At 68.8% G+C, this 25,946-nt stretch carries 25 protein-coding genes; 10 read left to right on the forward strand and 15 right to left on the reverse strand.

All coding sequences use genetic code 11. The features are described from left to right. Positions 1-21: 21 nt before the first annotated feature. The 4 genes from AAN986_RS00995 to AAN986_RS01010 all read right to left on the reverse strand — a co-directional run bounded on the left by AAN986_RS00995 (position 22) and on the right by AAN986_RS01010 (position 4,149). Positions 22-1,323: an acetyl-CoA hydrolase/transferase C-terminal domain-containing protein gene (locus AAN986_RS00995; RefSeq protein ID WP_047218538.1), complete on the reverse strand. Its 1,302-nt coding sequence runs from the start codon at positions 1,321-1,323 to the stop codon at positions 22-24. Beyond that, the gene (locus AAN986_RS01000; RefSeq protein WP_012202133.1) at positions 1,320-2,117 is read right to left on the reverse strand and encodes an enoyl-CoA hydratase/isomerase family protein; all 798 of its coding nucleotides are present in this window, start codon (positions 2,115-2,117) and stop codon (positions 1,320-1,322) included. The genes AAN986_RS00995 and AAN986_RS01000 overlap by 4 nt, the downstream gene beginning before the upstream one ends. Before the next feature lie 51 nt (positions 2,118-2,168). After that, positions 2,169-3,062: a MaoC family dehydratase gene (locus tag AAN986_RS01005; protein ID WP_047218539.1), complete on the reverse strand. Its 894-nt coding sequence runs from the start codon at positions 3,060-3,062 to the stop codon at positions 2,169-2,171. Between the two features lie 169 nt (positions 3,063-3,231). Then, positions 3,232-4,149 (reverse strand): SDR family NAD(P)-dependent oxidoreductase, encoded by a 918-nt coding sequence (locus tag AAN986_RS01010; RefSeq protein ID WP_016452187.1) that lies wholly within the window; start codon positions 4,147-4,149, stop codon positions 3,232-3,234. 207 nt (positions 4,150-4,356) lie between these two features. On the opposite strand from AAN986_RS01010, the gene AAN986_RS01015 reads away from it, so the two are divergent. From AAN986_RS01015 to AAN986_RS01050, 8 genes are all read left to right on the forward strand, one after another. Continuing rightward, positions 4,357-5,262, forward strand: a complete 906-nt coding sequence (locus AAN986_RS01015; protein WP_016450243.1) for a MaoC family dehydratase N-terminal domain-containing protein — start codon at positions 4,357-4,359, stop codon at positions 5,260-5,262. A gap of 30 nt (positions 5,263-5,292) precedes the next feature. Beyond that, positions 5,293-6,459, forward strand: coding sequence for an acyl-CoA dehydrogenase family protein (locus AAN986_RS01020; protein WP_016450242.1), 1,167 nt, complete (start codon positions 5,293-5,295; stop codon positions 6,457-6,459). A 141-nt stretch (positions 6,460-6,600) separates the two neighbouring features. Then, entirely contained in the window at positions 6,601-7,815 is a 1,215-nt protein-coding gene (locus AAN986_RS01025; protein WP_047218540.1) for a CaiB/BaiF CoA-transferase family protein, read from the forward strand. Positions 7,816-7,854: 39 nt separating this feature from the next. Continuing rightward, entirely contained in the window at positions 7,855-9,219 is a 1,365-nt protein-coding gene (locus tag AAN986_RS01030) for an MmgE/PrpD family protein (RefSeq protein ID WP_047218541.1), read from the forward strand. Positions 9,220-9,322: 103 nt separating this feature from the next. Continuing rightward, positions 9,323-10,330 (forward strand): tripartite tricarboxylate transporter substrate binding protein BugD, encoded by a 1,008-nt coding sequence (locus tag AAN986_RS01035; protein ID WP_017406883.1) that lies wholly within the window; start codon positions 9,323-9,325, stop codon positions 10,328-10,330. A 23-nt stretch (positions 10,331-10,353) separates the two neighbouring features. Continuing rightward, positions 10,354-11,226, forward strand: coding sequence for a CoA ester lyase (locus AAN986_RS01040; protein ID WP_012202141.1), 873 nt, complete (start codon positions 10,354-10,356; stop codon positions 11,224-11,226). Positions 11,227-11,413: 187 nt separating this feature from the next. Further along, positions 11,414-12,493 carry a tripartite tricarboxylate transporter substrate binding protein gene (locus AAN986_RS01045; protein ID WP_026062768.1) on the forward strand — a complete coding sequence of 360 codons (1,080 nt, stop codon included), beginning with the start codon at positions 11,414-11,416 and terminating at the stop codon, positions 12,491-12,493. 138 nt (positions 12,494-12,631) lie between these two features. Further along, complete coding sequence (locus tag AAN986_RS01050) at positions 12,632-13,177, forward strand: hypothetical protein (RefSeq protein ID WP_012202143.1); 546 nt, start codon at positions 12,632-12,634, stop codon at positions 13,175-13,177. Between the two features lie 163 nt (positions 13,178-13,340). On the opposite strand, the gene AAN986_RS01055 is transcribed toward AAN986_RS01050, so the two are convergent. From AAN986_RS01055 to AAN986_RS01080, 6 genes are all read right to left on the reverse strand, one after another. Further along, on the reverse strand, positions 13,341-13,751 hold the full coding sequence (locus AAN986_RS01055) for a Rap1a/Tai family immunity protein (protein WP_156179847.1): 411 nt from the start codon (positions 13,749-13,751) through the stop codon (positions 13,341-13,343). A gap of 38 nt (positions 13,752-13,789) precedes the next feature. Next, a complete protein-coding gene (locus tag AAN986_RS01060; protein WP_047218582.1) occupies positions 13,790-14,242 on the reverse strand; it encodes a PaaI family thioesterase in 453 nt (150 codons plus the stop codon). A 26-nt stretch (positions 14,243-14,268) separates the two neighbouring features. Beyond that, positions 14,269-15,267 (reverse strand): tripartite tricarboxylate transporter substrate binding protein, encoded by a 999-nt coding sequence (locus AAN986_RS01065; RefSeq protein WP_047218542.1) that lies wholly within the window; start codon positions 15,265-15,267, stop codon positions 14,269-14,271. Between the two features lie 14 nt (positions 15,268-15,281). After that, positions 15,282-16,862, reverse strand: coding sequence for a class I adenylate-forming enzyme family protein (locus AAN986_RS01070; RefSeq protein WP_047218543.1), 1,581 nt, complete (start codon positions 16,860-16,862; stop codon positions 15,282-15,284). Positions 16,863-16,883: 21 nt separating this feature from the next. Beyond that, positions 16,884-17,852, reverse strand: coding sequence for a tripartite tricarboxylate transporter substrate binding protein (locus AAN986_RS01075; RefSeq protein WP_047218544.1), 969 nt, complete (start codon positions 17,850-17,852; stop codon positions 16,884-16,886). A 320-nt stretch (positions 17,853-18,172) separates the two neighbouring features. Further along, positions 18,173-19,477 carry a Glu/Leu/Phe/Val dehydrogenase gene (locus AAN986_RS01080; protein WP_016450234.1) on the reverse strand — a complete coding sequence of 435 codons (1,305 nt, stop codon included), beginning with the start codon at positions 19,475-19,477 and terminating at the stop codon, positions 18,173-18,175. A gap of 176 nt (positions 19,478-19,653) precedes the next feature. Between AAN986_RS01080 and AAN986_RS01085 the strand changes: the two genes are divergently transcribed. Further along, positions 19,654-20,472: a fumarylacetoacetate hydrolase family protein gene (locus AAN986_RS01085; protein ID WP_047218545.1), complete on the forward strand. Its 819-nt coding sequence runs from the start codon at positions 19,654-19,656 to the stop codon at positions 20,470-20,472. A gap of 24 nt (positions 20,473-20,496) precedes the next feature. On the opposite strand, the gene AAN986_RS01090 is transcribed toward AAN986_RS01085, so the two are convergent. The 4 genes from AAN986_RS01090 to AAN986_RS01105 all read right to left on the reverse strand — a co-directional run bounded on the left by AAN986_RS01090 (position 20,497) and on the right by AAN986_RS01105 (position 24,451). Further along, the gene (locus AAN986_RS01090) at positions 20,497-21,369 is read right to left on the reverse strand and encodes a phosphate--nucleotide phosphotransferase (protein WP_047218546.1); all 873 of its coding nucleotides are present in this window, start codon (positions 21,367-21,369) and stop codon (positions 20,497-20,499) included. A gap of 27 nt (positions 21,370-21,396) precedes the next feature. After that, positions 21,397-21,798: a hypothetical protein gene (locus AAN986_RS01095; RefSeq protein WP_016452176.1), complete on the reverse strand. Its 402-nt coding sequence runs from the start codon at positions 21,796-21,798 to the stop codon at positions 21,397-21,399. A gap of 5 nt (positions 21,799-21,803) precedes the next feature. Then, the gene (locus AAN986_RS01100; RefSeq protein WP_047218547.1) at positions 21,804-23,450 is read right to left on the reverse strand and encodes a hemagglutinin; all 1,647 of its coding nucleotides are present in this window, start codon (positions 23,448-23,450) and stop codon (positions 21,804-21,806) included. 68 nt (positions 23,451-23,518) lie between these two features. Then, the gene (locus tag AAN986_RS01105; protein WP_047218548.1) at positions 23,519-24,451 is read right to left on the reverse strand and encodes a LysR family transcriptional regulator; all 933 of its coding nucleotides are present in this window, start codon (positions 24,449-24,451) and stop codon (positions 23,519-23,521) included. A 74-nt stretch (positions 24,452-24,525) separates the two neighbouring features. Between AAN986_RS01105 and AAN986_RS01110 the strand changes: the two genes are divergently transcribed. After that, complete coding sequence (locus AAN986_RS01110; protein ID WP_016452173.1) at positions 24,526-25,020, forward strand: PACE efflux transporter; 495 nt, start codon at positions 24,526-24,528, stop codon at positions 25,018-25,020. On the opposite strand, the gene AAN986_RS01115 is transcribed toward AAN986_RS01110, so the two are convergent. Next, positions 24,993-25,940, reverse strand: a complete 948-nt coding sequence (locus AAN986_RS01115; protein WP_047218549.1) for a response regulator — start codon at positions 25,938-25,940, stop codon at positions 24,993-24,995. The genes AAN986_RS01110 and AAN986_RS01115 overlap by 28 nt on opposite strands. Positions 25,941-25,946 lie beyond the last annotated feature (6 nt).

A 25,946-nucleotide genomic window follows, 5' to 3' on the forward strand; every position in this document is an offset into this window, starting at 1 on the left:
GGGAATCAGTGGATCAGTGGATCAGGAAAAGGCTGCGCCGCATTGGCGCAGCAGGGTATGTGCCTGTTGTTCCAGGTCGGCGCGGTGCTCCGGCGCCGCGATGTCGATCAGCCGTTTCACGCGGCGCGACAGCGTCTGGCCGCGCAGGTCGGCCACGCCGTGTTCGGTGACGATGAGCCCGGCGTCGCTGCGCGGCGTGCTGACGGGGCCGGACAGCCGCGCAACGATGCGCGTGGCCCCCCTGGCCGTGGCGGGCAGGGCGATGATGGGCAGGCCCCCGCGGCTGCGTGCCGCGCCGCGCAGAAAGTCCACGGCGCCCCCCACGGCGCCCACGTAGACGCCGCCCGCCACCTCGGAGTTGATCTGGCCCGTGAGGTCCACCTCCACCGCCGAATTGATGGCAGCCAGCCGGTGGCTGGCGGCCAGCACCTCGGGGTCGTGCGTGTAGCGCGTCTCGCGCAGTTGCAGGGCGGGGTTGCGGTGGGCCCAGCGCCTGAGCGATTCGCCGCCCATGAGGATGCCGCCGATGCCCACGCCGCGGTCCTGGCTCTTGCGCGCGTGGGTCAGCACGCCGGCTTCGGCCAGGGCTGCAATGCCGTCGCCCACGGCGCCGCTGTGCAGGCCCAGGTCGCGGTGGCCGTGCAGGGCGGCGAGCACGGCCTCGGGCAGGTTGCCCACGCCCACCTGCAGCGTGGCGCCGTCTTCGATGAGGGCGGCCACATGGCCGGCAATGGCCTGCTCGGCAGAGCCGGGCGCGCTGCGCGCCTGGTCCAGCGGAGGGTGTTCGGCATCGACCAGCAGGGCGAAGTCGCCGGCCTGCAGGTGCAGGCTGCCGTGCGTCCACGGAATGGCGGGGTTGACCTCGCCGATCAGCACGCGCGCCTTGCGTATGGCGGCCGGCAGGTACTCATGGACCAGGCCCAGGCTGTAGCGGCCTTGTGCATCGGGTGGCGAGACCTGGAGCAGCACCACGTCGGCAGGCAGCAGGCCCTCGTCGATCAGGCCGGGCAGGTGGGAGTAGTGGCTGGGCAGGATGTCCAGCACGCCCGCCTGGGCCAGCGCGCGGTGGGGGCCGCCGGCCGCGTAGCCGAAGAAGTCGATGGCGTCGGCATGCGCCGGCTGCAGCGTGTCCGATGCGCCCATGCCCACGAAGACGCGCAGCCGGCCCTGGCCACCGTGCCGGGCCAGTGCATGGCGCTGCGCGACCACGGCGCGCGTGAGCGTCAGCGGCTCGGCCGTGGCCTGGCCCCACCACAGGGTGTCGCCGGGGCGGATCAGGGCCTGCAGCCTTTCTTGCAGGGCGTCCGGCGACAGCACGCTCATGGCGCGCGGTCCCAGTCGAAGCGCGTGGGCTGCTTGTCCTTGAAGCGCTGCACCGCCTCCTGGTGGTAGTCGGAGCCGCGGCACATCGTCTGGGCATAGGCTTCCAGCTCGGCCATGGCGCGTGCGTCCAGCTCGAAGGCCTGGTTCATGGCCGTCTTGGCCATGCCGATGGCGGCCGTGGATGCCTCGCCGAAGCGCCGCGCCAGCGCCACGGCGGCGGCCTGCAGGGCCTCGCCGTCTTCCACGATCTCGTAGACCATGCCCAGCGACCTGGCTTCCTCGGCCTGCACGGTGCGCGCGGTGAAGACCAGCTCCTTGGCCTTTTGCAGGCCCACGATGCGCGGCAGCATGTGCATGGCGCCCAGGTCGGGCACCAGGCCGATGCGGCCGAACACGGCGCAGAACTTCGCGCGCCGCGTGCACAGCACGAAGTCGGCGGCCAGCGCCAGGCTCAGGCCCGCGCCGAAGGCCGGGCCGTCCACGGCGGCGATCACGGGTTTTTCGAGGTTGACCAGCTCGGGAAACCACTGGTGCAGGCTGCGCATGCGCTGGCGCCAGGGCAGGCCGGCCTGGCTGGCATCCATCATCTGGCTGATGTCGCCGCCCGAGCAGAATGCGCCGCCCGCGCCCGTGAGGATGACGGTGTGCACCTGCGCGTCATCGCGCATCTGCGCCACGGCGGCGGCCAGGGCCGGGCGCATGGCCTGGTTGAGCGCGTTGCGGGCCTCGGGCCGGTTCAGCGTGATCGTGCCTATGCCGTCCTGGACGGAGGTCAATACGGGGGAGGTGTTCATGGGAACTCCAGGGCAGGGGGAAGGAGCGGCCTCTTGCGAGGCCGCCGTGCATCAGGCGAGTTCGGCGTAGCCGTGGCTGAGCACGATCTTGTCGCGTTCCAGCACGCGGGCGCGCAGTTGCAGCTGGCAGGGCTGGTCGGGCGTGCGCCAGATCTCGGTGACCAGGGTTTCGCCGGGATAGACGGGCGAGGTGAAGCGCACATCCAGCGCCTTCAGGCGCGCGGGATTGCGGTCGCCGCATTGGCGCAGCACGGCATGGGCCACCAGGCCGTAGCTGGCCAGGCCATGCAGGATGGGCCGCTCGAAGCCGGCCTTGCGCGCCACGGCCGGGTCGGCATGCAGCGGGTTGTAGTCGCCCATCAGGCGGTACAGCAGCGCGGCCTCGGGGCGTATGGCCTGGGTGTCGGTGAAGTCGGGCGCGCGGTCCTCCGGCGTGGGGCGCAGCGGCGCCAGGGGCGCGTCGCTGGGCTGGCCGCCGTCCAGCAGGCTGTAGCCGCCATCGCCGCGCAGAAAGCTGACCTGCTGCACGGTGGCCAGCAGCTCGCCGCCGGCGGTCTCCAGGCGCCGCTCGGTGACCATGATGGCGCCCTTGCCCTCACCCTTGTCCGTCAGGTGCGTGATGCGGTTGTGGCCCACCACGTCGGCGCTGGCCGGCAGCGGGCGGTGCAGCCGCATGCGCTGCTCGCCATGCAGCAGCTTCACCCAGTCGATGCCCGTATCGGCCTCGCGCGCCCAGAAGCCCGGGTAGCCCAGCACCACGGCCTGCGAGGGCAGGGCGCGCAGCCCGCCCGGCGCCCCTTCGTAGAAAAAGGGCAGGGCCGCATCCGACAGCGGATCGCTGCCCAGGCCCAGGCTCAATGCATAGAGCATGGTGTCGCGTTCGCCATAGTGCTGGCGCACGGGCTCGAAGGGGCGCTGTTTCAGGTGCTGATAGCTGATGGCCATCACGGTTCCTCTCAGTGTTTGATGGCGCTGGCGCGCTTCAACCCTCGCAACTGGCGCGGCCCGACTCAGGGACACCGAGGAAGGGCCGCCCCGCACCGAGGGTGTCGTCCCCCTCCCTCGCGAAGCGAGTAGAGAGGGGGAAGGCGCGTAGCGCCTCAGGGGGTGTCGTTCAAACAGGGTCCCAGCTGAAGACATCTGCCGAGCGGTCCAGCGGCACGAACGACGCCTTGAGCGCAGGCATGCCGTGCTCGGCAATGAACTGGGGCGACCAGCCTTCGCTGCGGTGCACCGAGCGCAGCGGGCGCGGCTGGCTCATGACGAAGATCTCGTTGTTGCGCACGGCGAAGACCTGGGCGTTCACGTCGCGGGCCGCGTCGGACAGCAGGTAGACGGCCAGCGGGGCGATCTTGTTGGGCGTCATCTGCTGGATCTTGGCCACGCGCGCCTGCTGCTCGGGCGTGTCGGTGGGGATGGAGCCGATCATGCGGCTCCAGGCGAACGGCGCGATGCAGTTGGAGCGCACGTTGAACTTCTGCATGTCCAGTGCGATGGACTTGGACAGGGCCGTCAGCCCCAGCTTGGCCGCGCTGTAGTTGGCCTGGCCCAGGTTGCCGATCAGGCCCGAGGTCGAGGTCATGTGCACGAAGGCGCCGCTTTCCTGCTCCTTGAAATGGTTGGCGGCCGCGCGGCTCATGTAGTAGCTGCCGTACAGGTGGACCTTGATGACGGCATCCCACTCGTCCAGGCTCATCTTGTGGAAGAACCGGTCGCGCAGGATGCCGGCGTTGTTGACCACGCCGTCGATGCGGCCGAAGCTGTCCACGGCGCACTGCACGATGCGGCCCGCGCTGGCGGCCTCGGCCACGCTGTCGGTGTTGGCCACGGCCTGGCCGCCTGCGGCCTTGATCTCATCGACCACCTTCTGCGCCGGGCCGGCGTCCGTGCCCTCGCCCGTGGTGGAGGTGCCGATGTCGTTGACCACCACCTTGGCGCCCTCGGCCGCCATGGCCAGCGCCATGTCGCGCCCGATGCCGCCGCCGGCACCCGTCACCACCACTACCTTGTCCTGCATCATTTTCTGCGCCATGGCCTGTCGTCCCCGTTCAGTGTTCGTTGGAAAGAAGTCGGAACCAAGGATGCCGGCAAACGCCGCACCGCGCCATTCGCCAATCACAAGGGCGGACTTCGCGGGAATGAAAGCAGGGGCGGGCAGGCCGCGCCGGCCCAGCCTTCAGCGCGGCCAAAGGCTTGCTTAAGAAAACGCGGATTGCGGGCCGCCGCGCTTGCACCGACCATGGCGGCCATGACAGACAAGCAAGCTACCGACACCCTCGACGCCGCCGCGCTGGCGCACCTTCAGTCCTGGCAGGGCCGCAGCGAAACCCTGGCAGACAGCATCACGGCCGCGCCCGTGGCCGCGCTGTCGGCCACGCTGGACCGGGAAGACCCTGAGCCCGCCGACGGCACGGCGCTGCCGCCGCTGTGGCACTGGATGTACTTCCTGCCCCATGCACGCCAAAGCGAGCTCGGCCCCGACGGCCACCCGCGCCGTGGCGGCTTTCTGCCGCCCGTGCCGCTGCCGCGCCGCATGTGGGCCGGCGGGCGCCTGCGCTGGGAGGCAGGCAACGCGCTGCAGGTGGGCCAGAAGGTGCAGCGCCGCTCCACCATCGGCTCGGTCAGCCACAAGAGCGGCCGCTCGGGCGAGCTGCTGTTCGTGCTGGTCGAGCATGCCTACAGCAACGACCAGGGCCTGGCGCTGACCGAGGAGCACGACATCGTCTACCGCGCCGCTGCCCAGCCCGGCGATCCCGCGCCCACGCCCCAGAAGCCGCCGCTGGACGGCCAGCAAACCTGGTCGCGCACCATCGTTCCCGACGACGTGCTGCTGTTCCGCTACTCGGCCCTGACCTTCAACGGCCACCGCATCCACTACGACCGCCGCTATGTGACGGGTGTCGAAGGCTATCCGGGCCTGATCGTGCACGGCCCGCTGATCGCCACGCTGCTGCTGGACCTGCTGCGCCGCGAGCTGCCCCAGGCGCGCGTGCTGTCCTTCGAGTTCAAGGCCGTGCGCCCCACCTTCGACCTGCATGCCTTCAGCGTGCACGGCAAGCCTTCTGCGGACGGCAAGACCATTGAACTCTGGGCCCAGGACCACGAAGGCTGGCTGACCATGACCGGAAAAGCCACCCTGGCCTGAGACCCCTGAACACCGAGCCTTGAGACCACCATGATCGAACAAACGCTTTCCAACAATTTCCCCGAAATCCGCGACGCCATCCGTGCGCTGTGCGCCGAGTTCCCTGACGAGTATTTCCGCAAGATCGACGAGCAGCGCGCCTATCCCGAGACCTTCGTGGACGCGCTGACCAAGGCCGGCTGGCTGGCCGCGCTGATCCCGCAGGAGTACGGCGGCTCGGGCCTGGGCCTGACCGAGGCCAGCGTGATCATGGAAGAGATCAACCGCTGCGGCGGCAACTCGGGCGCCTGCCATGGCCAGATGTACAACATGGGCACGCTGCTGCGCCACGGCTCGCAGGCGCAAAAGGAGAAATACCTGCCGCGCATCGCCTCGGGCGAATGGCGCCTGCAGTCCATGGGCGTGACCGAGCCCACCACGGGCACGGACACCACCAAGATCAAGACCAGCGCCGTCAAGAAGGATGGCCGCTACGTGGTCAACGGCCAGAAGGTCTGGATCAGCCGCGTGCAGCACAGCGACTGGATGATCCTGCTGGCGCGTACCACGCCGCTGGCCGAGGTGAAGAAAAAGAGCGAGGGCATGTCCATCTTCATGGTGGACCTGGCCGAGGCCCAGAAGAGCGGCCTGACCGTGCGCCCCATCCCCAACATGGTCAACCACGAGACCAACGAGCTGTTCTTCGAGAACCTGGAAATCCCCGAGGAGAACCTGATCGGCGAGGAAGGCAAGGGCTTCAAGTACATCCTGGACGGTCTCAATGCCGAGCGCACGCTGATTGCGGCCGAATGCATAGGCGACGGCTACTGGTTCCTGGACCGCGTGACCAACTATGTGCGCGACCGCAACGTGTTCGGCCGCCCCATCGGCCAGAACCAGGGCGTGCAGTTCCCGATTGCCGATGCCTTCATCGAGGTCGAGGCCGCCAACCTCATGCGCTGGAAGGCCTGCGAGATGTTCGACGCCAACCAGGCCATGGGCGCCCAGGCCAACATGGCCAAGTACCTGGCGGCCAAGGCCAGCTGGGAGGCGGCCAACGCCTGCATCCAGTTCCACGGCGGCTTCGGCTTTGCCTGCGAATACGACGTGGAGCGCAAGTTCCGCGAGACGCGCCTGTACCAGGTGGCGCCGATCTCGACCAATCTCATTTACTCCTACGTGGCCGAGCACATCCTCGGTCTCCCGCGTTCTTTCTGAAATGAAGTACCCCCTGAGTCGCTACGCGCCTTCCCCCAAAGGGGGACGACACCCTCGGGGCGGGGCGGCCCTTCCTCGGTGTCCCTGGCCTTGGGCCGTGCCAGTTGCACAGGCGGCGCCAAAGTGCAATGGATTTCCAATATGAAAAAGCAAAGTCTTCGGCCGCTTGACGGCACCACCGTCGTCTCGCTGGAACATGCGGTGGCCGCACCGTTTTGCACGCGCCAGCTGGCCGACCTGGGCGCGCGCGTGATCAAGGTCGAGCGGCCGGGCAGCGGCGACTTTGCGCGCGGCTATGACCAGCGCGTGCAGGGCCAGTCCTCGCACTTCACCTGGATCAACCGCAGCAAGCAGAGCCTGGCGCTGGACCTCAAGCAGGACGAGGCCATGCAGGCGCTGCTGCAGCTGCTGGAGGGTGCCGACGTGCTGGTGCAGAACCTGGCGCCCGGCGCGGCCGCGCGCATGGGCCTGTCCTATGCGGCGCTGCGCGAGCGCTTTCCGCGCCTCATCGTCTGCGACATCAGCGGCTACGGCGCAGACGGCCCCTACCGCGACAAGAAGGCCTACGACCTGCTGATCCAGAGCGAGGCGGGCTTTCTCTCGGTCACGGGCACGCCCGAGGTGCCGTCCAAGGCCGGTATCTCGGTGGCCGACATCGCGGCCGGCATGTATGCGTACACCAATATCCTGTCGGCCCTGCTGCTGCGCGGGCGCACGGGCGAGGGCAGCCACATCGATGTGTCCATGCTGGAGGCGCTGGGCGAGTGGATGGGTTACCCCATGTACTACGCCTTCGACGGCGCGCCGCCGCCGCCGCGCACCGGCGCCTCGCACGCCAGCATCTATCCCTACGGGCCTTTCGAGGCCGGCAAGGACGTGGGTGACGGGGGCACGGTGATGCTGGGCCTGCAAAACGAACGCGAGTGGAAGCTCTTTTGCGAACAGGTGCTGCTGCAGCCCGCGCTGGCCACGGATGCGCGCTTTGACAGCAATGCGCGCCGCAACGCCAACCGCGAGGAGCTGCGCGCGCTGATCCTGGGCGTGTTCAACGCGCTCGATGCCGCACAGGTGGTGCAGCGGCTGGATGCGGCCGGCATCGCCAATGCGCGCGTCAACGACATGGCCGGCCTGTGGGCCCATCCCCAGCTGGCCGCACGCCAGCGCTGGTGCAGCGTGGACACGCCGGCCGGTCCGGTGCAGGCCCTGCTGCCGCCCGGCGCCAACAGCGCCTTCGACTACCGCATGGAGGCCGTGCCCGCCGTGGGCGAGCACAGCGCCGCCATCCTGGCCGAGCTGGGCTGGAGCGCAGAGCGCATCCAGGCTTTGTGCCCGCAGTCTGGAAAACCCACTCCCTGAAACCTGGGCGCATGCGCAGAATGCGCCGGAGACCCCCTCATGAAACATGATCCGCAAGTGAGCATCCATCCGCTGGCCCAGTTCGCCGCCACGCTGCGCTGGGACGACGTTCCCGCCGCCGTTCAGCAGCGCGCCGAAGACCTCTGGGTGGACTGGTTCGGCTCCGTGCTCGCAGGCCAGGGCGCGCGCCCCGTGCAGAGCATCACGCGCTTCGCGCTGTCCCAGGGACCGGCGCAGGGGCCTAGCGAGATCCTGGGCAGTGCCGACACCACCTCGCCCATGATGGCGGCCCTGGCCAATGCCGCGGCCTCGCATGTGGCCGAGCAGGACGATGTGCACAACGGCTCGGTCTTCCACCCCGCCGCCGTTGTCTTCCCGCCCGCGCTGGCGGTGGCGCAGAGCATCGGCGCCAGCGGCGCCGAGCTCATGGCCGCCTGCGTGGCCGGCTACGAAGTCGGCATCCGCGTGGGTGAGTTCCTGGGCCGCAGCCACTACCGCATCTTCCACACCACGGCCACGGCCGGCACCCTGGCCGCCGCGGCCGCCGTGGGCCGGCTGCTGGGCCTCACGCCCGCGCAGATGCAGCATGCCTTCGGCTCGGCCGGCACGCAGTCGGCAGGGCTGTGGGAGTTCCTGCGCACGGGCGCCGACAGCAAGCAGCTGCACACGGCGCATGCGGCCGCTGCGGGCCTGATGTCGGCCTATCTGGCCCGGGACGGATTCACCGGTGCGCAGGACATCTTCACCGGGCCGCAGGGCCTGGCGGCAGGCATGTCCACGGACGCCGATCCCACGCGCCTCACGGACGGCCTGGGCACGCGCTGGGCCACGGCCGAGACCTCGTTCAAATGGCATGCCTCCTGCCGCCACACGCACCCGGCCGCCGACGCGCTGCTGCAGGTCATGCAGGACCACGGCCTGGCCCCCGCCGACCTGGCGCAGGTTACCTGCCACGTGCACCAGGGCGCCATCGACGTGCTGGGCCCCGTGGTCGATCCGGCCAGCGTGCACCAGAGCAAGTTCTCCATGGGCACGGTGCTGGCGCTGGCCGCACGCCACGGCCATGCGGGCCTGGACGAGTTCGACAACGAATACCTGGCAGCCACCACGGTGGCCCTGCGCGAGAAGGTGGGCATGGTGCTGGACCCCGAGGTCGATGCCGCCTACCCGCAGCGCTGGATCGGCAAGGTCACCGTGCTCACCACCGATGGCCGCACGCTGCATGGCCGTGTCGAGGAGCCCAAGGGCGATCCGGGCAACACGCTGTCGCGCGAGGAGATCACGGCCAAGGCGCTGCGACTGATCGCCTATGGCGGTGCCCTGCAGGACGACCCCGCCCAGGCCGCCGTAGCGCGGCTGTGGCAGGTCGCGCACTGGCCGCGCGTGCAGCGCCTGCTTGACTGAGTTCTTGACTGAGTTTTCGCGCCGGCCCCGGCCGGCGAATCCATGGGAAAGGCGCCACCACAGAGCGCCTCCCGCTTCCACCCAAGTGCACAGGAGACAAACCATGCAACGCACCACTTCTTTCCGCCGCCGCCTCGTTTACGCAGCGGCCGCCGCCTGCGCCCTTGCCGCCGGCGGGACGACCACCGGCGCCCTGGCCGCGGCCTGGCCCGACAAGCCCGTCGTCCTCGTCGTGCCCTACAGCGCTGGCGGCCCCACCGATGTGGTGGCGCGCCTGCTGGCCGTGCCCATGGGCCAGGTGCTGGGCCAGAGCGTGCTGGTCGAGAACACCGTGGGAGCGGGCGGCACCATTGCGCCCAACCGCGTGGCCAAGGCCAAGGCCGACGGCTACACCATCCTCATCCACCACATGGGCATGGCCACGGCGCCTGCGCTGTACAAGAAGCTGCCCTATGACCCGCTCAAGGACTTCGAGTACATCGGCCAGGTGCTGGACGTGCCCATGACCCTGCTGTCGCGCAAGGACTTCCCGGCCAACAACTTTGCCGAGCTGCTGGACTACGTGAAGAAGAACCAGGAGAAGGTCTCGCTGGCCAATGCCGGCATCGGCGCCGTCTCCCAGCTGTGCGGCATGCTGTTCATGCACCAGGCGGGCGTCAAGCTCACCACCGTGCCCTACAAGGGCGCAGGCCCGGCCATGAACGACCTCATGGGCGGCCAGGTGGACCTGCTGTGCGACCAGACCACGCAGACCGTGCCTGTGATCAAGGACGGCCAGCGCGCCAAGGTCTTCGGCGTGACCACGCCCAAGCGCCTGTCCTCGCTGCCCGACATCCCCACGCTGGACGAGCAGGGCCTCAAGGGCTTCGACGTCAAGGTCTGGCACGGCATGTACGCGCCCAAGGGCACGCCCAAGGAGGTGGTCATGGCCATCAACAAGGCGCTGAACGTGGCCATCAAGGACGAGAACGTCAAAAAGCGCATCGCCGAACTCAGCTCCGACCTGGTCACGCCCGACAAGGCGACGCCGGAAGGCCTGCGCACCCACCTGCAGGCCGAGGTGGCGCGCTGGGACAAGGTCATCAAGGCCGCAGGCGTCTCGGCCGAATAAACCGCTCTCCCAAGGACATCCGCATGCACGATCTGGCGCGACAGGCCACTTCCTTTCTCTTCGTCCCCGCCACGCGGCCCGAGCGCCTGGGCAAGGCCCTGGACAGCGGCGCCGACATGGTCATCGCCGACTGGGAGGATGCCGTGGCCCCGGCCGACAAGGACGGCGCCCGCCAGGCGCTGGCCCAGGCCGTGGGTGCGCTGGAAGGCCCGGCCCGTGCCCGCCTGCTGGTGCGCATCAACGCCGAAGGCACGCCCTGGCATGCGGATGACCTGCGCGCGCTGGCGCAGCTGGTGGAGCAGGGCGTGGCCGGCGCCATGGTCTCCAAGGCCGAGCGCGCCCAGACCCTGCATGCGGTGGCCCAGGCTGCGGGCGCACGGGCGGCCGTGCTGCCCCTCATCGAAAGCGTGGCCGGCCTGGACGCGGCCGACGCCCTGGCTGCCGCGCCCCAGGTGGTGCGCCTGGCCTTCGGCCACCTGGACTTCCAGGTCGATGCGGGCATGGCCTGCGAGCAGGGCGAGGAAGAGCTGCTGCCCATGCGCATGGCCCTGGTCCTGGCCTCGCGCCGCGCCGGCATCGGCGCGGCCGTGGACGGCGTGACGGTGGACACGCGCAACCCCGAGCGGCTGGCCCAGGACGCGGCACGCGCGCGGCGCATGGGCTTTGGCGGCAAGCTGTGCATCCACCCGGCCCAGGTCCAGCCCCTGCACGCCGTCTTCGACCCCGATGCAGCGGCCGTGGCCCACGCGCAGCGCCTGCGCCAGGCCCTGGCCGAGGCCGGAGGCGGCGTCTGCGTGCTGGACGGCCGCATGGTCGATGCGCCCGTGCTCAAGCAGGCCGAACAGGTGCTGCTGCGCCATGCCTGGGCGCAACAGAGATCTGCAGCACGATCTTGATGAAAATGAGACTGAAAGGCCGTTTTGCACTCAGAGTTTTCTGATTCTGGTGCAAGCAGTCCAATGATTTCCCTGATGGTGAATCCATCTGCCTCGAATACGCTTGGCCAACTCGATTGATTTCGAGACGTCGGTTTCTTGATCCGGTATCTCCACCCATGGAGGCACCCAGGCAAAGGAGCGTGTGATGGCAGTGATCTCGGGGACGACATCGAACAGCGGATTCAACGGCCAATTGAATGACCGACTTGAAGACCGAATGGATGACCGACTGGATAACCGATTGAATCGGCGCCAGGCGCTGGCCCTGGCGGCCGGCGCCGTGGCGGCAGGGCCCGCCAGCGTGCTGGCGCAGGCCGGCTTTGCCACGCGGCCCGTGCGCATCGTCGTGCCCTTTGCGGCGGGCGGCGCCACCGACGTGATTGCGCGCATCCTGGGCGAGCGCATGGCCCAGCAGCTGGGCCAGACCGTGGTGGTGGACAACAAGCCCGGCGCGGCCGGACTGATCGGCGGCGAGATGGTGGTCCGCTCCGCGCCCGACGGGCTCACCCTGTTGCTGGGCACCACCTCCACCATGCTCACCAACAAATACCTCTACAAGAAGACCGCCTACGACCCGTTGACCGACCTCACGCCCCTGTCGCGCGTGTGCATGGCGCCCATCGCCCTGGTGGTCACGGCCGACGTGCCCGCCTCCAACCTGCGCGAATTCATGGCCTGGGCCCAGGCCAACGCGGGCAAGCTCTCGTATGGCTCCTACGGCATAGGCTCGCACGGCCACCTGGCCTGCGCCGTGCTCAGCGACATGGCCGGTGCCGGCATGGCGCATGCCGCCTACCGGGGCGAGGCGCTGATGGTGCAGGACATGCTGGGCGGGCGCATCCCCATCGGCATGGGCAGCCTGCTCACGCTCAAGCCCCACATCGATGCAGGCAAGCTGCGCGCCCTGGCCGTCACCGGCACGCGCCGCGTGCCCCTGCTGCCCGAGGTGCCCACCTTTGCCGAGGCCGGCTACCGCCACGAGGCCATGGAACTGTCCGGCTGGCTGGCCATCGCCGGCCCCAGGGGCCTGCCGGCCGACCTCACGCGGCAATGGGGCGAGATCTCCAACCGCGCAGTGGCCAGCCGCGAAGGCACGGCCCGCATCATCGCGGCCGGTTTCGTCCCTGTCGATGACGACAGCCCTCAGCGCTTCGGCAAGGCCTGGGCGCAGGAGGCTCCGGTCTGGGGGCGGCTGCTGCAGTCGGCGGGGGTGCAACCCGGTTGATGGCGCACAGCGGCCCTGGTTGCCCAAGGCTGCACTCATGCCCTGTGCTGTAATCGCCCCTCCTCAGGCGCCCCCGGTGGTGCAATGCCATGGCGGGACAGCCCGTGGTTTCTCAAACATTCAAGAGAGGGTATTACCGTGAGTGCATTGGTCATCAAGGCCTGGAAAGCCAGCGAGCAACCCATAGACGACAAGGGCAACCACATTGCCATCACAGGCCGCGAAGGCGGCCTGGTCGCCTGGATCCTGTCCAAGGTCAACATCGATCCCACCACCACCATCCGCGTGGGCAGCGAGCGCCTGGAGTTCAGCAGCGCCTCGCTGTCGGGCACCCAGTCGCGCCTGATCCCGCTGCAGGGCATCTGCTCCACCTACTACGGCTATCACAAGCCCTGGAAGACGGCGCTGGGCATCGGTGCCCTGTCCCTGTTCATGGGCGGGTCGATGATGGCCCAGAGCTTCTTTGCAGGCCTGGTGGTCATGCTGATCGGCTGGGGCATCGCCGCCGTCATCTACTTCCTGAACCGCACCCTGACGCTGGGCTTCATCGAGAACAGCGGCGCAGTCAACGGCATCCAGTTCAAGCGCTCGGTGATCGAGAACATCGACATCACCCAGGAGCAGGCCAGGCAGGTCTGCGAACTGATGCAAAAGCTGATCGAGGCCAAGGAAAAGCGGCTCTGACCGCTTGAGTGAAAAGGAAAGCGCGGCATGCGCTTTCCTTGTGCGCGCCGTGATCTGGGGGCAAGGCACGGCGGGCTATCGGGCAGCCCCTGCGCCAGTGCTGCGCCTGTCAGGCCGATGGTCAGCACCAAGCGCCGGATTTTCGGCCTCATGCGAGAGGGTTTCATTGAGGCCCAGCTTGGCAGGGAAACTGTTTGGCGAGAATGTCGGTGATGACGTGGGCAGCCCGAGTTGCGCGCTGTCTGGCATCCATGCTTCGCAAACTGCTGTGCAGCACCTCTGCCAGAGTGATGGTCTTGAGGTGCCGGTAGTCACACCAGGCCCGGCCTTCCGTTGCGTCGAGAACGCCGAGCAGGTACATCTCTGCATACCTTCTTTCCAGCACTTCCTTGCTCATGTAAGCCGAAAAGAATGCCTGCGCCGTCAGGTTGTTGTTCTCGATGATCAACCGCTGAGAGTCTGCCGTCGGGCGTGTCAACCGGGTGTCGGCGTGCGCACAGACCGATGTGCCGAGACCCCATGCCAAACAAAGCACGGAAATTGGCCGCAAGACCATGGCACGGATGCAGGTCATGGCCAAAACGCTCTGGTCAGGGACTGACACCTTGCGCCTCAGGCCTGAGCCCCGCCACGCGCCATCAGCTTGAAGGTGCCGGTGGCCAGGGCCACCAGGGTGCCGTCCTCGGAGCGCACTTCGCCGCGCGCGAAGCTGATGGAGCGGCCGCGCCGCTCGCAGTGGGCGGTGGCGATGAGATCGCCGCTGCCGGCCGAGACGTAGTGCAGCGTGAGATCGATGGTGGCCACGCCGAAGGCCGTGGGGTCATGCGAGCGGCAGGCTGAGGCCAGGGCGCAGTCCAGCAGCGAGGCGATGGCGCCGCCGTGCACGTCGCCGCGGCTGTTGGCCTGGTCCGGTTGAAAGCCCATGCGGATCTGGGCGCGGTCATCGCCGATGCGTTCACCGCTGAGCTTCATGGCGCGGGCCATGGGCATGGGCAGGCCGAAGAGGATGCCGGGCGCCTCGCCTTCGAAGGGGTTGGCCGGGTGTTCTTTGATGGGTGTGTTCATGCGGGCAATCATCGCATCGGCATGACTCAATCCACCCGTGCACCTGTCGATTTGACGACAGTGGCCCAGCGCGTGATTTCCTTGTCGATATGCGCCTGCAGCGCCTCGGGCGTGGAGCCCACGGGCTCGTAGCCGCCGGCGGCCAGCTGGGCCTGCAGCGCGGGCTGGCGCAGGGCGGAGGCGATCTCGCGGCTCAGGCGCTGGGTGGCTTCGGCGGGCGTGCCGGCCGGCGCGATGACGGCGTACCAGCCGGTCACGTCGAAGCCTGCGATGCCCTGCTCCTGGATGGTGGCCACCTCGGGCGCCAGCGCCGAGCGCTGCGGGCTGGTGACGGCCAGCGCGTGCATGCGCCCGCTGCGGATGTGGGGCATGGAGGTGGAGATGCTGTCGAAGGTCAGGTCGATGTCGCCGGCCAGCATGGCGTTGACCACGCCCGCGCTGCCCTTGTAGGGCACATGGGTCATGCGCACGCCTGCCATGGAACCGAAGTACTCGGCCGCAAGATGCCCCGTGTTGCCGTTGCCCGCCGAGCCGAAGGTGAGCTTGCCGGGGTTGGCCTTGGCGGCCTGGATGAGTTCCTGGATGTTCCTGGCCGGCAGCTTGCTGCTGGCCGCAACCACCATGGGCAGGTTGGCCACCAAAGACACGGGCGCGAAGTCGCGGCGGGTGTCGTAGGGCAGCTTGGGATAGAGGCTGTCGTTGATGGCATGGGCGGCCAGCACCATGAGCACGGTGTAGCCATCGGGCCTGGCGCGCGCCACGTATTGCGAGGCCAGCGTGCCGCCTGCGCCGGGCTTGTACTCCAGCACCACGGGCTGGCCCAGCTGCTGCTGCAGTTGCACGGCCAGCGGGCGGCCCAGCAGGTCGGCACTGCCGCCGGGTGGATAGGGAATGACCAGCTGTATGGGCTTGGCAGGCCAGGCCTCGGCGGCATGGGCGAGAGGGGCGGCCGGGGCCAGCAGGGCGCAGGTCGCCAGGGCCAGGCAGGACAGCAGGCGGCGGCGCGGGAGTGGGTGCATGGGCATGGGGGGACTCCGTTTCATGAAGAGGACAGGGCGCCGGCCTGGTACTGCTCGCGCAGCGCGCGCTTGAGCACTTTGCCGATCTCGCTGCGCGGCAGGCTGGCGGCCAGCCGCAGCTCGGCCACGCGCTGGGTCTTGCCCACGCGGGCGTTGAGCCATTCGCGCAGCTCGGCGGCCGAGGGCGTGGCATCGGGGCGCGCCACGGCGTAGGCCACGGGGGTCTCGCCCCAAGCATCGGAGGGCACGCCGATCACCGCGCATTCGGCCACCTGCGGGTGCTGCAGCAGCACGGACTCGATGTCGCTCGGGTAGACGTTGAAGCCGCCCGTGATGATCATGTCCTTCTTGCGGTCGCCCAGCACGATGAAGCCGTCCTCGTCCAGACGGCCCACGTCGCCGCTGCGGATGAAGCGCAGGCCCTGGGCATCGAACCATTCGGCCTCCTGCGTCTTGTCGGGCAGGCGGTGGTAGCCGCTCATCATCCCGGCCGAGCGGCCCACGATCTCGCCCTGCTCGCCGGGCGGAAGTTCGCGGCCCTGCTCATCGATGAAGCGGATGTCGGCGCCCGGTCCCGGCCTGCCCACGGTGTGAAGCTTGTCTGGGAAGTCATGGCAGTGCAGCTCGCAGCGCACGCCGCCTTCGGTCATGCCGTAGTACTCGATGAGCCGTCCGGGCCAGCGGCGCAGCACCTCGGCCTTGAGCGCGGGATGGAAGGGTGCGCTGGTGCAGAACTTGTGCCGCAGGCGGCTCAGGTCGGCGCCGTCGAACCCCGGGCACTGCATCAGCCGCTGGTACTGCACGGGCACGAGCATGGTGTGGGTGGCACGGTGGCGCTCGGCCAGTTCCAGGTAGTGCGCCGCGTCGAACTTGCGCATCAGCACCAGGGTGCCGCCCAGCCCCAGGGTGGGCAGGGCCGCGACCAGGGTGGTGTTGGAGTACAGCGGCGTGGCGCACAGCGAGACGGCATCGGGCCCGTAGCCGTTGTGGATGGCGCGCTGCACGTGGGCCCAGCGCATGGCCCAGGACTGGACGATGCCCTTGGGCACGCCCGTGGTGCCCGAGGAGTAGATGACGTTGAAGGGCCAGTCGGGCTGGGGGTGGATGGGCGTGGGTGCGGTGCCATGGTCCGCTTCGTCCGCAGCCAGCCATTGCGACCACGGCATGCCGGCTTCGACAGCGCCGTCCAGGGCCACGCATTGCAGATCCTGTCCGGCCTGCAGCGGCCATTGCGCGGCGGTGTCCGCGTCGCGCAGCACCAGCCGGGCGCCGCAGTTGTCCAGCATGGCGCTCAGGTGGCCGGCCGTGGCCGACGGGGCCAGCGGCGCCACGGCCACGCCCGCGCGCAACGCGCCCAGGAAGGCCAGCACGTACTCGGGCGAGCTGCCCGCGCAGATGGCCACCACGTCGCCGGGGCCCAGGCCCTGGCGTTGCAGGCGCAGGGCCACGCGGTCCATGCCCAGGCGCAGCGCGGCGTAGTCGAGGCTGCGGCCGTCCATGGCCAGGGCGGTGTGGCGGGGGCGCTGGCTGGCCTGCAGCGCGACGAGTTCGGGCAGCGAGCCAAAGGGCTGGCGCAGCAGGGAGGCGATGTCTTCTTGCATGGGAGGGGCGAGTGGGGAGAACTATTCCAGCGACAGGCCTGCGGCCTTGACGATCTGGGCCCAGCTCTTGCGTTCCTGGGCGATGAAGGCGTCGTACTCGGCCGGAGTCTCGCCACCGGGCACACCGCCCAGGTCGGCAAAGCGCTGGCGCACCTCGGCCGTCTGCATGGCGCGCCGGGCCGACTGCTGGATGCGCTCGACCACGGCATCGGGCGTGCCGGCAGGGGCCAGCAGCCCGAACCAGGCCGTGACCTGCATGGGCACGCCGGCCTCGGTCATGGTGGGCACCTCGGGCAACTGGGCCGAGCGCGTGGCGCTGGTGATGGCCAGCGCGCGGAACTTGCCGCTCCTGATGTGCGGCATGGAGCTGGGCAGGTTGTCGATCATGTAGTCCACCTGCTGGCCCAGCAGCGCCGTGACCGCAGGCGCGGCCCCGGGAAAGGGCACGAGCGTGACCTCGATGCCGGCCTTCTGGCGGAACATCTCCGAGGACATGTGCGGCGACTGGCCCACGCCCGAGGTGGACACGTTCAGGCGCCGGGTCCTGGCCAGCTCCACCAGCTCGCGAACGCTGCGCACGGGCGAATCGGCATGGACCACGAGGATGTTGGGCACGGAGATCACATTGGTGATGCCGCGCAGATCGCTTTCCTTGTAGCTGAGCTGCTTGTACAGGCTGAAATTGATGGCCACCGGGCCGATGTTGCCCATGAGCAGCGTGTAGCCATCGGGCCTGGCGCGCGCCACCTGGGCCGTGCCGATGCTGCCGCCGCCCCCGCCCTTGTTCTCCACCACCACCGAGGTGCCCAGGTCCTTGCCCATCTTCTCGGCCAGCACGCGCGCGGCAATGTCCGTGGTGCCGCCAGCGGCGGCCGGCACCACGATGGTGATGGGGCGTTCAGGCCAGGCCGCCGCCAGCGCGGCGGCAGGAGCCAGGAAGAAAAAAGGCAAAGAGGCCAGCAGGGCCAGCAGGCTGCGGCGGACGGTCATGGGCAGTCTCCAGTTCACTGCCCGCAACGATAGAAAACCCTGGGCCACAGGGCACCAGGGTTTGACTGGAGATCCGCTTCGCCATTCGGAAACCCGCGCTTAGGCCCACTGGAACGCGTGCTAACCCCTTGCCGAAAAGGCGGCCACAAGAAAAAAGGCGCCGAAGCGCCTTTCATTGACCGTGTGGTGCACAGCGCCAAAAACTGGCGCGGCCCAAGTCAGGGACACCGAGCAAGGGCCGCCCTGCCGCGAGGGTGTCGTCCCCCTCCCTTGCGAAGCAAGCAGAGAGGGGGAAGGCGCGTCAGCGCCTCAGGGGGTGATCAGGGATACAGTCCCCGCATTTCGCGCGCATGCAGGATGCGCTGGCAGGCCACGATGAAGGTGGCGGTGCGCAGCGTCACGCCGTGCTGCTGGGCCACCTGCCAGATGGCCGCGAAGGCGTCCTGCATGATGCGCACCAGGCGGGCGTTGATCTCGTCCTCGCTCCAGAAGAAGCTGGAGAAGTCCTGCACCCATTCGAAGTAGCTCACCGTCACGCCGCCGGCATTGGCCAGCACGTCGGGCAGCACCAGCACGCCCTTTTCGGTCAGGATGTCGTCGGCCTCGGTGGTGGTGGGGCCATTGGCGCCCTCGATCACCATCTTGGCCTTGATCTTGCCGGCGTTGTCCTTGGTGATCTGGCCTTCCAGTGCGGCGGGGATCAGGATGTCGCAGTCCACGCCCCAGAAATCGGCAGCGTCCATGGCCTCGGCGCCGTCAAAGCCGCCCACGCCGCCCTTGGCGGCCACGTGGGCCAGCAGGGCCGTCACATCCAGGCCGTTGGCGTTGCGGATGGTGCCGGTGTGGTCCTGCACGGCCACGACCTTGGCGCCCGCGTCGGCGAACAGCTTGCCGGCCGTGCCGCCCACGTTGCCGAAGCCCTGCACGGCAATGCGCGCGCCCTGGACCGACAGGCCGGTCAGCTTGGCCGCTTCCACGCCCACGGTGAACACGCCGCGGCCGGTGGCCTCGACGCGGCCCAGCGAGCCGCCCAGGTCCACGGGCTTGCCCGTGACCACGCCGGTGGCGGTGGCGCCGGTGTTCATGGAGTAGGTGTCCATCATCCAGGACATGATCTGGCCGTTCGTGTTGACGTCAGGCGCTGGAATGTCCTTGGAGGGGCCGATCAGCAGGCCGATCTCGCTGGTGTAGCGGCGCGTCAGGCGCTCCAGCTCACCGCGCGACAGCGTCTTGGGATCGACACGGATGCCGCCCTTGGCGCCGCCGTAGGGCACGTTGACGGCCGCGTTCTTGACCGACATCCAGGCCGACAGGGCCATGACTTCGGACAGGGTCACGTCCTGGTGGAAGCGCACGCCGCCCTTGCCGGGGCCGCGGCTCAGGTTGTGCTGCACGCGGTAGCCTTCGTAGTGGGCGATGGTGCCGTTGTCCAGCTCGATCGGCACATCGACGATCAGGATGCGCTTGGGGCGCTTGAGGGTTTCGACCCAGCGGGCGAGATGGCCCAGGTAGGGGGTGACGCGATCGACCTGCTGCAGGTAATTGCCCCAGGGGCCGAGGTGATCGGCCTGCAGGTAGGAAGGGATGGCGTGGTTGGTAACGCCGGCCGAAGCGGGTTGCTGCATGGTGGTTCCACACAAGAGTTGTCTGAGGGTTTTGAGCTTATTCCCGGGGCTATGCGCTGTCCAACGCCTTATGCGCGAGAGCCTTATGCATTTAATGCATAACCATGGGATCGCCTTGTCCAGCGGACAATCGGGGCCGCTTGCGACCCTCCGATGCACTCCAAGAAAGCCGCTCCATGACGAACACGCCCCGCACTCCCACATCCTTGGCCCATGCGCTGCTCCAGGCGCGCCACAGCGGCGAATTGCTGGATGCCGACGACTGGGCCGACGTGGTGCGCGCGTCCGCAGATGCGCAGGCCGTGCAGGCCGCCATGGCGCCCGCCCTGGGCTGGCGCGTGGCCGGCAGCCAGCAGGGACCGGGCCGCGTTCCGGGCTACTGGAAGTCTGGCGCGCCGCGCCGCGATGCCCCGCTGACCCATGCGCCGCTGCCCGAAGAAGGCGTCTGGGCCAGCCCTTCGGTGGCCGGTGGCGCGCCGCTGCACCTGCGCGGCATCGAAGCCGAGATCGCCCTGCGCCTGGGCCGCGAGGTGACGGCCGAGATGGCTGCCGCGCTGCAGCCCGGCGATGGGCTGGAGCTGATCGACGGCATCACCGCCGCCATCGAGGTGGTGGATACGCGCTGGCGCCAGCACCTGAAGGCGCCGCCGCTGCTGCTGGCCGCCGACGGCCTGTGCCATGGCGCCCTGGTGCTGGGGCCGTGGCAGGACGCTTCGCGGCTGCTGCCGCGCGAGTCGCCGCGGGACTGGTCTGCCCAGGTCTGCCGGTTGCGCGTGGGTGCGGCGCCGCTGCAGGCGTTCACCGGAACGCATCCGCTGGGCGATCCGCTGTGGCTGCTGGCCGGCTGGTTGCAGGAGCTGGTGCGCCGCTATGGCAACGTGCCCGCAGGCACGGTGGTGACCACGGGCACATGGAATGGCCTGGCCTTTGCCCAGGCCGGCGACCTGGTGGTGGCCGAGCTGGACGGCATCGCCGAGGCCCGCCTGCAGCTGTGAGGCTTCAGGCAGGCCATCGAGTGATCAGGTGATCTTGTAGTCCTTGAGGGCCGGATCGCCGGGCGGAAAGCGCAGTTCCAGGTTGCGCAGCACCTCGCGCAGCAAGGTGGCGATCATGAGGTTGCGGTGCGTCTTGGAGTCGGCCGGCACGATGGTCCAGGGCGCCCAGGGCGTATGCGTGGCGCCCAGCAGCTGGCCGTAGGCCTGCTGGTAGTCCTTCCACTGCGTGCGCACCTTCATGTCGTTCTCGTCGAACTTCCAGTGCTTGGCCGGGTCGTCCAGGCGCTCCTGCAGGCGCATGCGCTGTTCGTCGGCGCTGATGTGCAGCAGGAACTTGACGACCACGGTGCCCGTCTCGCTGAGCATGCGCTCGAAGTCGTTGATGTGGGCAAAGCGCTGGCGCTGCTGCTCGGGTGTGATCCAGCCGTTGACCACGGGCACCAGCACGTCCTCGTAATGGCTGCGGTTGAAGACCGTGATTTCGCCAGCGGCAGGCACCTGCAGGTGGATGCGCCACAGGTAGTCATGGGCGCGCTCGGCCTCGGTGGGGGCCTTCCAGCCCACGGCGTGCACGCCCAGCGCACTCATGCGGCCGAAGACGCCACGGATGGTGCCGTCCTTGCCCGCCGTGTCCGTGCCCTGCAGCACGACCAGCAGCTTGTAGCGGCGGTCGGCGTACAGCAGGTTCTGCAGCGCATCCAGCTCCTCGGCCAGGGCCTCGACGGCGGCCTTGTCCTCGGTCTTGCCGTTGCCGTTGGAAAAGGGCTTGGCGCCCGGGTCGAAGTCGGCCAGGGCAATGGGTTTGTCCTTGTCGGACCTGGCGGAGCGCGGCTGCCATTGTTCCCAGAGCTTTTGCACGGCCGCATCGCGGCTGGAGAAAGGGTTGGAGGCGTCCATGGATAGAGCGGTGGGTGAGGTGGAATGTCAGGGCCGGGCGCGAATGGATTGCACCTGCAGTTGCGGCTGCGCCATCGAAGGCGCGGCGCCAGCGGCGGGCCTGGGGCCGGGCTGGCCCCGGACTTCCACGTTCTGCCGCTGCCACTGCGTGATCTGCTCGGCGCTCAGGCCCTGGAGCTGCCAGGTCTCGCCGGAGGTGGTCTGCAGCACGGGCTGCTCATGGGGCGCATTGCCGCGCAGCACCAGACGGCCTTGCAGGGTCAGGGGCTGGCTTGGTTCAGCCGCCGCACCCGAGGCCGGCGCAGCCGCGCTGGCGGCGGGCGAAGCCGGGGCCGAGCAGGCGCTCAGCAGGGCCAGGCCGCTGGCCAGCAGCAGCGGCAGACTGCGGCGCAGGCCGCGGGCGGAAGCAGTCGGGTGTGCGTGGTTCATGGCGTTCAGCGTACGACGGCTGTCAGCGTGCTGCCTGCCGGAACACGCAGCTGTTCCTGGTAGGTGCCTTGCGCGTCAGGCTGACGCAGGAAGGGGAAATGGCCGCGCGCATTGAGGTTCACCGGTGCCGTGGTGGGCAGGACCCGGGAAGACGCCAGGCTGCTGCCGTTGATCGCGGCCAGGGTGAAGCCCTGGTCCGTGCGTGCGGGCCAGCCGTAGCCGCTGGGCACATCGCCGGGCAGCAGTGCGATGTTGGCGCCCCAGCGCTGGATGGCGACCGGCAGCGTGGGGCCGCCCGCTTGCTGTATGGCATTGCCCAGGACCTGCAGCGAATCGGTGGACGTGGTGTTGCTCAGCAGCTGCTTGTAGAAGCCCACGCCGTACTGGCGCACCAGATAGGCGCCCAGGCTGCCGTTGACGTCGTAGCCGAAGCAGGGCGCGGCGGTGTCGGCGCTCCAGGCGGCGGGGTCGCAGTTGAAGCCCGAGCGGGACAGCCAGGAAGGGACGCGTCCATTGGCGATGGAGTTGAAGCCGGGCGTGACGCGCTGGGCCACGATGTCTTCGCCCATCATGGCGCTCATTTCCTCCAGGAAGGTGTCGAACGCGTAGTCGGTTCCCGGCTTGGACAGCTGGACGCTGCGGCGGTAGAAGTTCGTCATGTGGACGAACTCATGGGACAGCGTGCTGATCTGGTTGGTCATGCCTTCGGCAGGATCCAGGTACAGCGTTTCCGTATCCATGTAGAACGACAGCGATTGATTGCTGTACTTGAGGTCGGGGTTCGCCGGGTCCTGCTTGAAGTTGTTCAGAGACCAGAAATAGCCCAGCAGCCCGTACGGAGTGCGGTCCGGAACGAAATTCACGAACACGATGTCCAGGGGCTGTTCGGGGTCGATGAGGTCGCTGTAGGAGTGAGCGCCCCAGGGTTCGCCCGACAGCCCCGTGATCAGGGGATAGACCGCGTCGGAGCCGCTGGTGAATCGCTGGAGCAGCGTGTCGAGCATGGCATCGCTGACCTTGGCAGCGTCGTACTCGCTGTCTTCCAGCCAGACGTTGATGGTGCGGGTGCCGGTGGGCGTGGGCACGCTGGCCTGGCGTCTGAGCGTGGCCTGGCGGGCTTCGATGCGGGAGTCGCCGGGTTGGACGAACCAGCTGCGCTGGCTGCCCACGGGCAGGATCGCCGCTGCCTGCGGCTTGATGGATTGCCGCGCCTGCATGTCCGCTGCCGTCAGGCGGGGCTTGAAGTTGCGGATGCGCTCGGGAATCCGGTTGACCGTTGCGGGTGCGGCGCTGAGGCTTTTCTGGGCCGTGGCGGTGGTCGCCGCAGGCGGAGTCAGCGTCAGGGCGGGCATGGGCACGCTGGCGTCGCCGTTGTTGGTGTAGATCAGCGTGACCTGCTTGCTGCCCAGGTTGGTCAGACCCACAGGGATCTGCTGCTCGGCCTGCGTGGTGTTGGTGTAGCTCCAGACGCCCACGCCCTGGCCCGAATAGGTGGTGGCATTGGCCGCGCCGCAGGCCGTGCCCGAGCAGGCGGCGGTCAACTGCGAAGACGGGCCGGACGGGCCGCCGCCTCCACCTCCGCCGCAACCGGCCAGAACGGCGCCCAGGGCCAGTGCGATGGCGGTCTTGCTGTGATGATGATCAAAGAACATGTTTTCCCTTCCTCTTGTGTGACCTGCTGCTGGAGATGTGGATTTTTGGTCCGATATGGCGAGAGATGCTACCCGATGCGATCCGCATCGCTGTCCGGCTCCAGCCGCACCGGCACCTGCAACTGCTCCACGAACCGCCGCGCCGCCAGCCCCAGCGGGCGCTCCTTGGACCACACCCAATCGACGAACAGCTGGGTGCCGTTGCTGATGTTGCACAGCGGGATGCGCAGCAGCGCGCCCGTTTGCAGCAGGGGCTCGGCGACGCTGAAGGGCAGCCACCCCCAGCCCAGGCCGGCCGAGACCAGAGACAGGGCCGCCAGATGGCTGTCCGTGCGCCACAGCTGGTGCGAGAACACGAAGCGCGGATCGGTGTGGGCCAGGTCGCGGCTGGCCAGCAGGATCTGGCGTGCGCCGGCCAGCTGGCCCACGTCCAGGCGCTGCTGCCCGTCCACGCCCAGTTGCCGGGCCAGCGGATGCCTGGCCGCCATCACGGCGACCATGGTTTCCTGGCCCATCTCCTGGAAATCCTCGCGCCCGTCGATGGCCGGGCGCTCGAAGACCAGGGCCAGATGTGCGCGGCCCGAGTGCAGTTCCTTGAGCGCATCGACCTGGGCGGCCACCAGCACTTCCACCTCCAGACCCGGGAATTCCTCGACCAGCGGCTGCAGCGGCGCGGCCCAGGCCGTGGACAGCAGTTCGGGCGCGATTACCAGGGTCAGCCGCTCCTCCAGTCCCTGGTGCAGGGCCAGCGCCTGGTGGTTGAGCTGCTGCAGCTGGGCGGCCAGCAGCCGGGCCTGGGGTTCGAGTGCGCGTGCCGCCGCCGTGGGCCGGGGCTCGCGGCCGCTGCGGTCGAACAGCTGCAGGTCCAGCTCGGCCTCCAGCTGGGCGATGGCCATGCTCACGGCCGAGGGCACGCGGCCCAGCTGGCGCGCGGCGGCGGAAAACGAGCCGTGGTCCAGCACGGCAATGAACAGCGGCACCTGGTCGGCTGGAAAGGACATGGTGGGGACCTGTCAGATTTATTGAAAGAATCTGACTTTAACGTTCAATTGTCGGCATATAGACTGCGCCCCCTATGACCTTGCAGACACACAAAAAGGGCCTCCAGGGGCCCAAGCGCAAAGTGGTCTTCGTGACCCTGTATGAATTGATCGCCATCCTCGCCTCCAGCCTGCTGTTCATGGCCATCGGCCAGAGCGCCGGGCATTCGGGCGGCATGGCGATTGCCGCCTCCACGCTGGCCATCGTCTGGAACCTGACCTTCAACCACCTGTTCGAGCAGTGGGAGTCGCGCCAGAGCGTCAAGGGCCGCTCGGTGCTGCGCCGCGTGGTGCACGCCCTGGGCTTCGAGGGCGGGCTGGCCATGGTGCTGATCCCGCTGATGGCCTGGTGGTTCGGCGTCACGCTGTGGGAGGCCACGGTGATGGAGGCCGGCCTGCTGGTCTTCTTCCTGGTCTACACCTATGTCTTCAACTGGTGCTTCGACCATGTGTTCGGCCTGCCGGCCTCGGCCTCGGCATCCGCTGCGGTGGCACCCCGCGCTCAGGGCGAGCCGGCTTGCAGCAGCTGACCGGCCACGGCGGCGGCGGCCGTGCGGGTCTCCACGCCGAGTTTCTCGAAGATGTGCTCCAGGTGCTTGTTGACCGTGCGCGGGCTCATGCCCAGGATGTCGGCGATGTCGCGGTTGGTCTTGCCCTTGCTCAGCCATGACAGCACCTCGGTCTCGCGCGGGGTGAGCGCCACCTGCTGCAGCCGGCGCGCGGCGGGCGCCTGCGGCGCCTCGTGGCTGAGCAGCACCATCGACTCCCCCAGGCCGCTGGCGCCCATGTGGCGCGCCAGCAACTGGCGGCCATCGGCCAGGGCCAGCGCCAGATCCTGGTGACCGGCCTGGTCCGGCTGGTGGGCACCGGCCAGCCAGTCCCCGGCCGCCTCCATGGGGAAGGGCTGGTCCGCAAAGGCCTCCTCCAGCCAGCGCGCTGCCTGGGGAGAGCGCCAGGCCACGCGGCCCTGGCCATCGAGCACCACCACGCCCAGCCCCGCCACGTCCACGGCTTCCTGCGCCTGGCGCGTGGCGCGGGCATTGCGCACATGGGTGGCCAGGCGCACCAGCACCTCGGGGATGCGCAGCGGCTTGACCACGTAGTCCACGCCGCCGCTGGCAAAGCCGCGGATGATCTGGTCCGTGTCCGACAGGCCGGTCATGAAGACCACGGGCACGTGGGCCCAGGCCGGCGTGTCCTTGAGCCGGCGGCACAGCGTGAAGCCGTCCATGCCGGGCATGACGGCGTCCAGCAGCACGCCATCGGGCACGGTCAGGGCAAAGCGCTGCAGCGCCTCGTCGGCATCGCGCGCGGCGAGCACCACGTAGCCTTCGGCGGCCAGGGCATCGCACAGCATGCGAAGGCTGTCCAGCGCGTCGTCCACCACGAGGATCACATGGGCGCCGTTGCCATGGCTGCTGCGGCTGGTGGCGGTGGTGGTGGCGGTCATTTCCTG

Origin of the sequence: Delftia sp. DS1230, assembly GCF_040112715.1 — a bacterium.
GTDB classification, from domain to species: Bacteria; Pseudomonadota; Gammaproteobacteria; order Burkholderiales; family Burkholderiaceae_C; genus Comamonas; species Comamonas tsuruhatensis.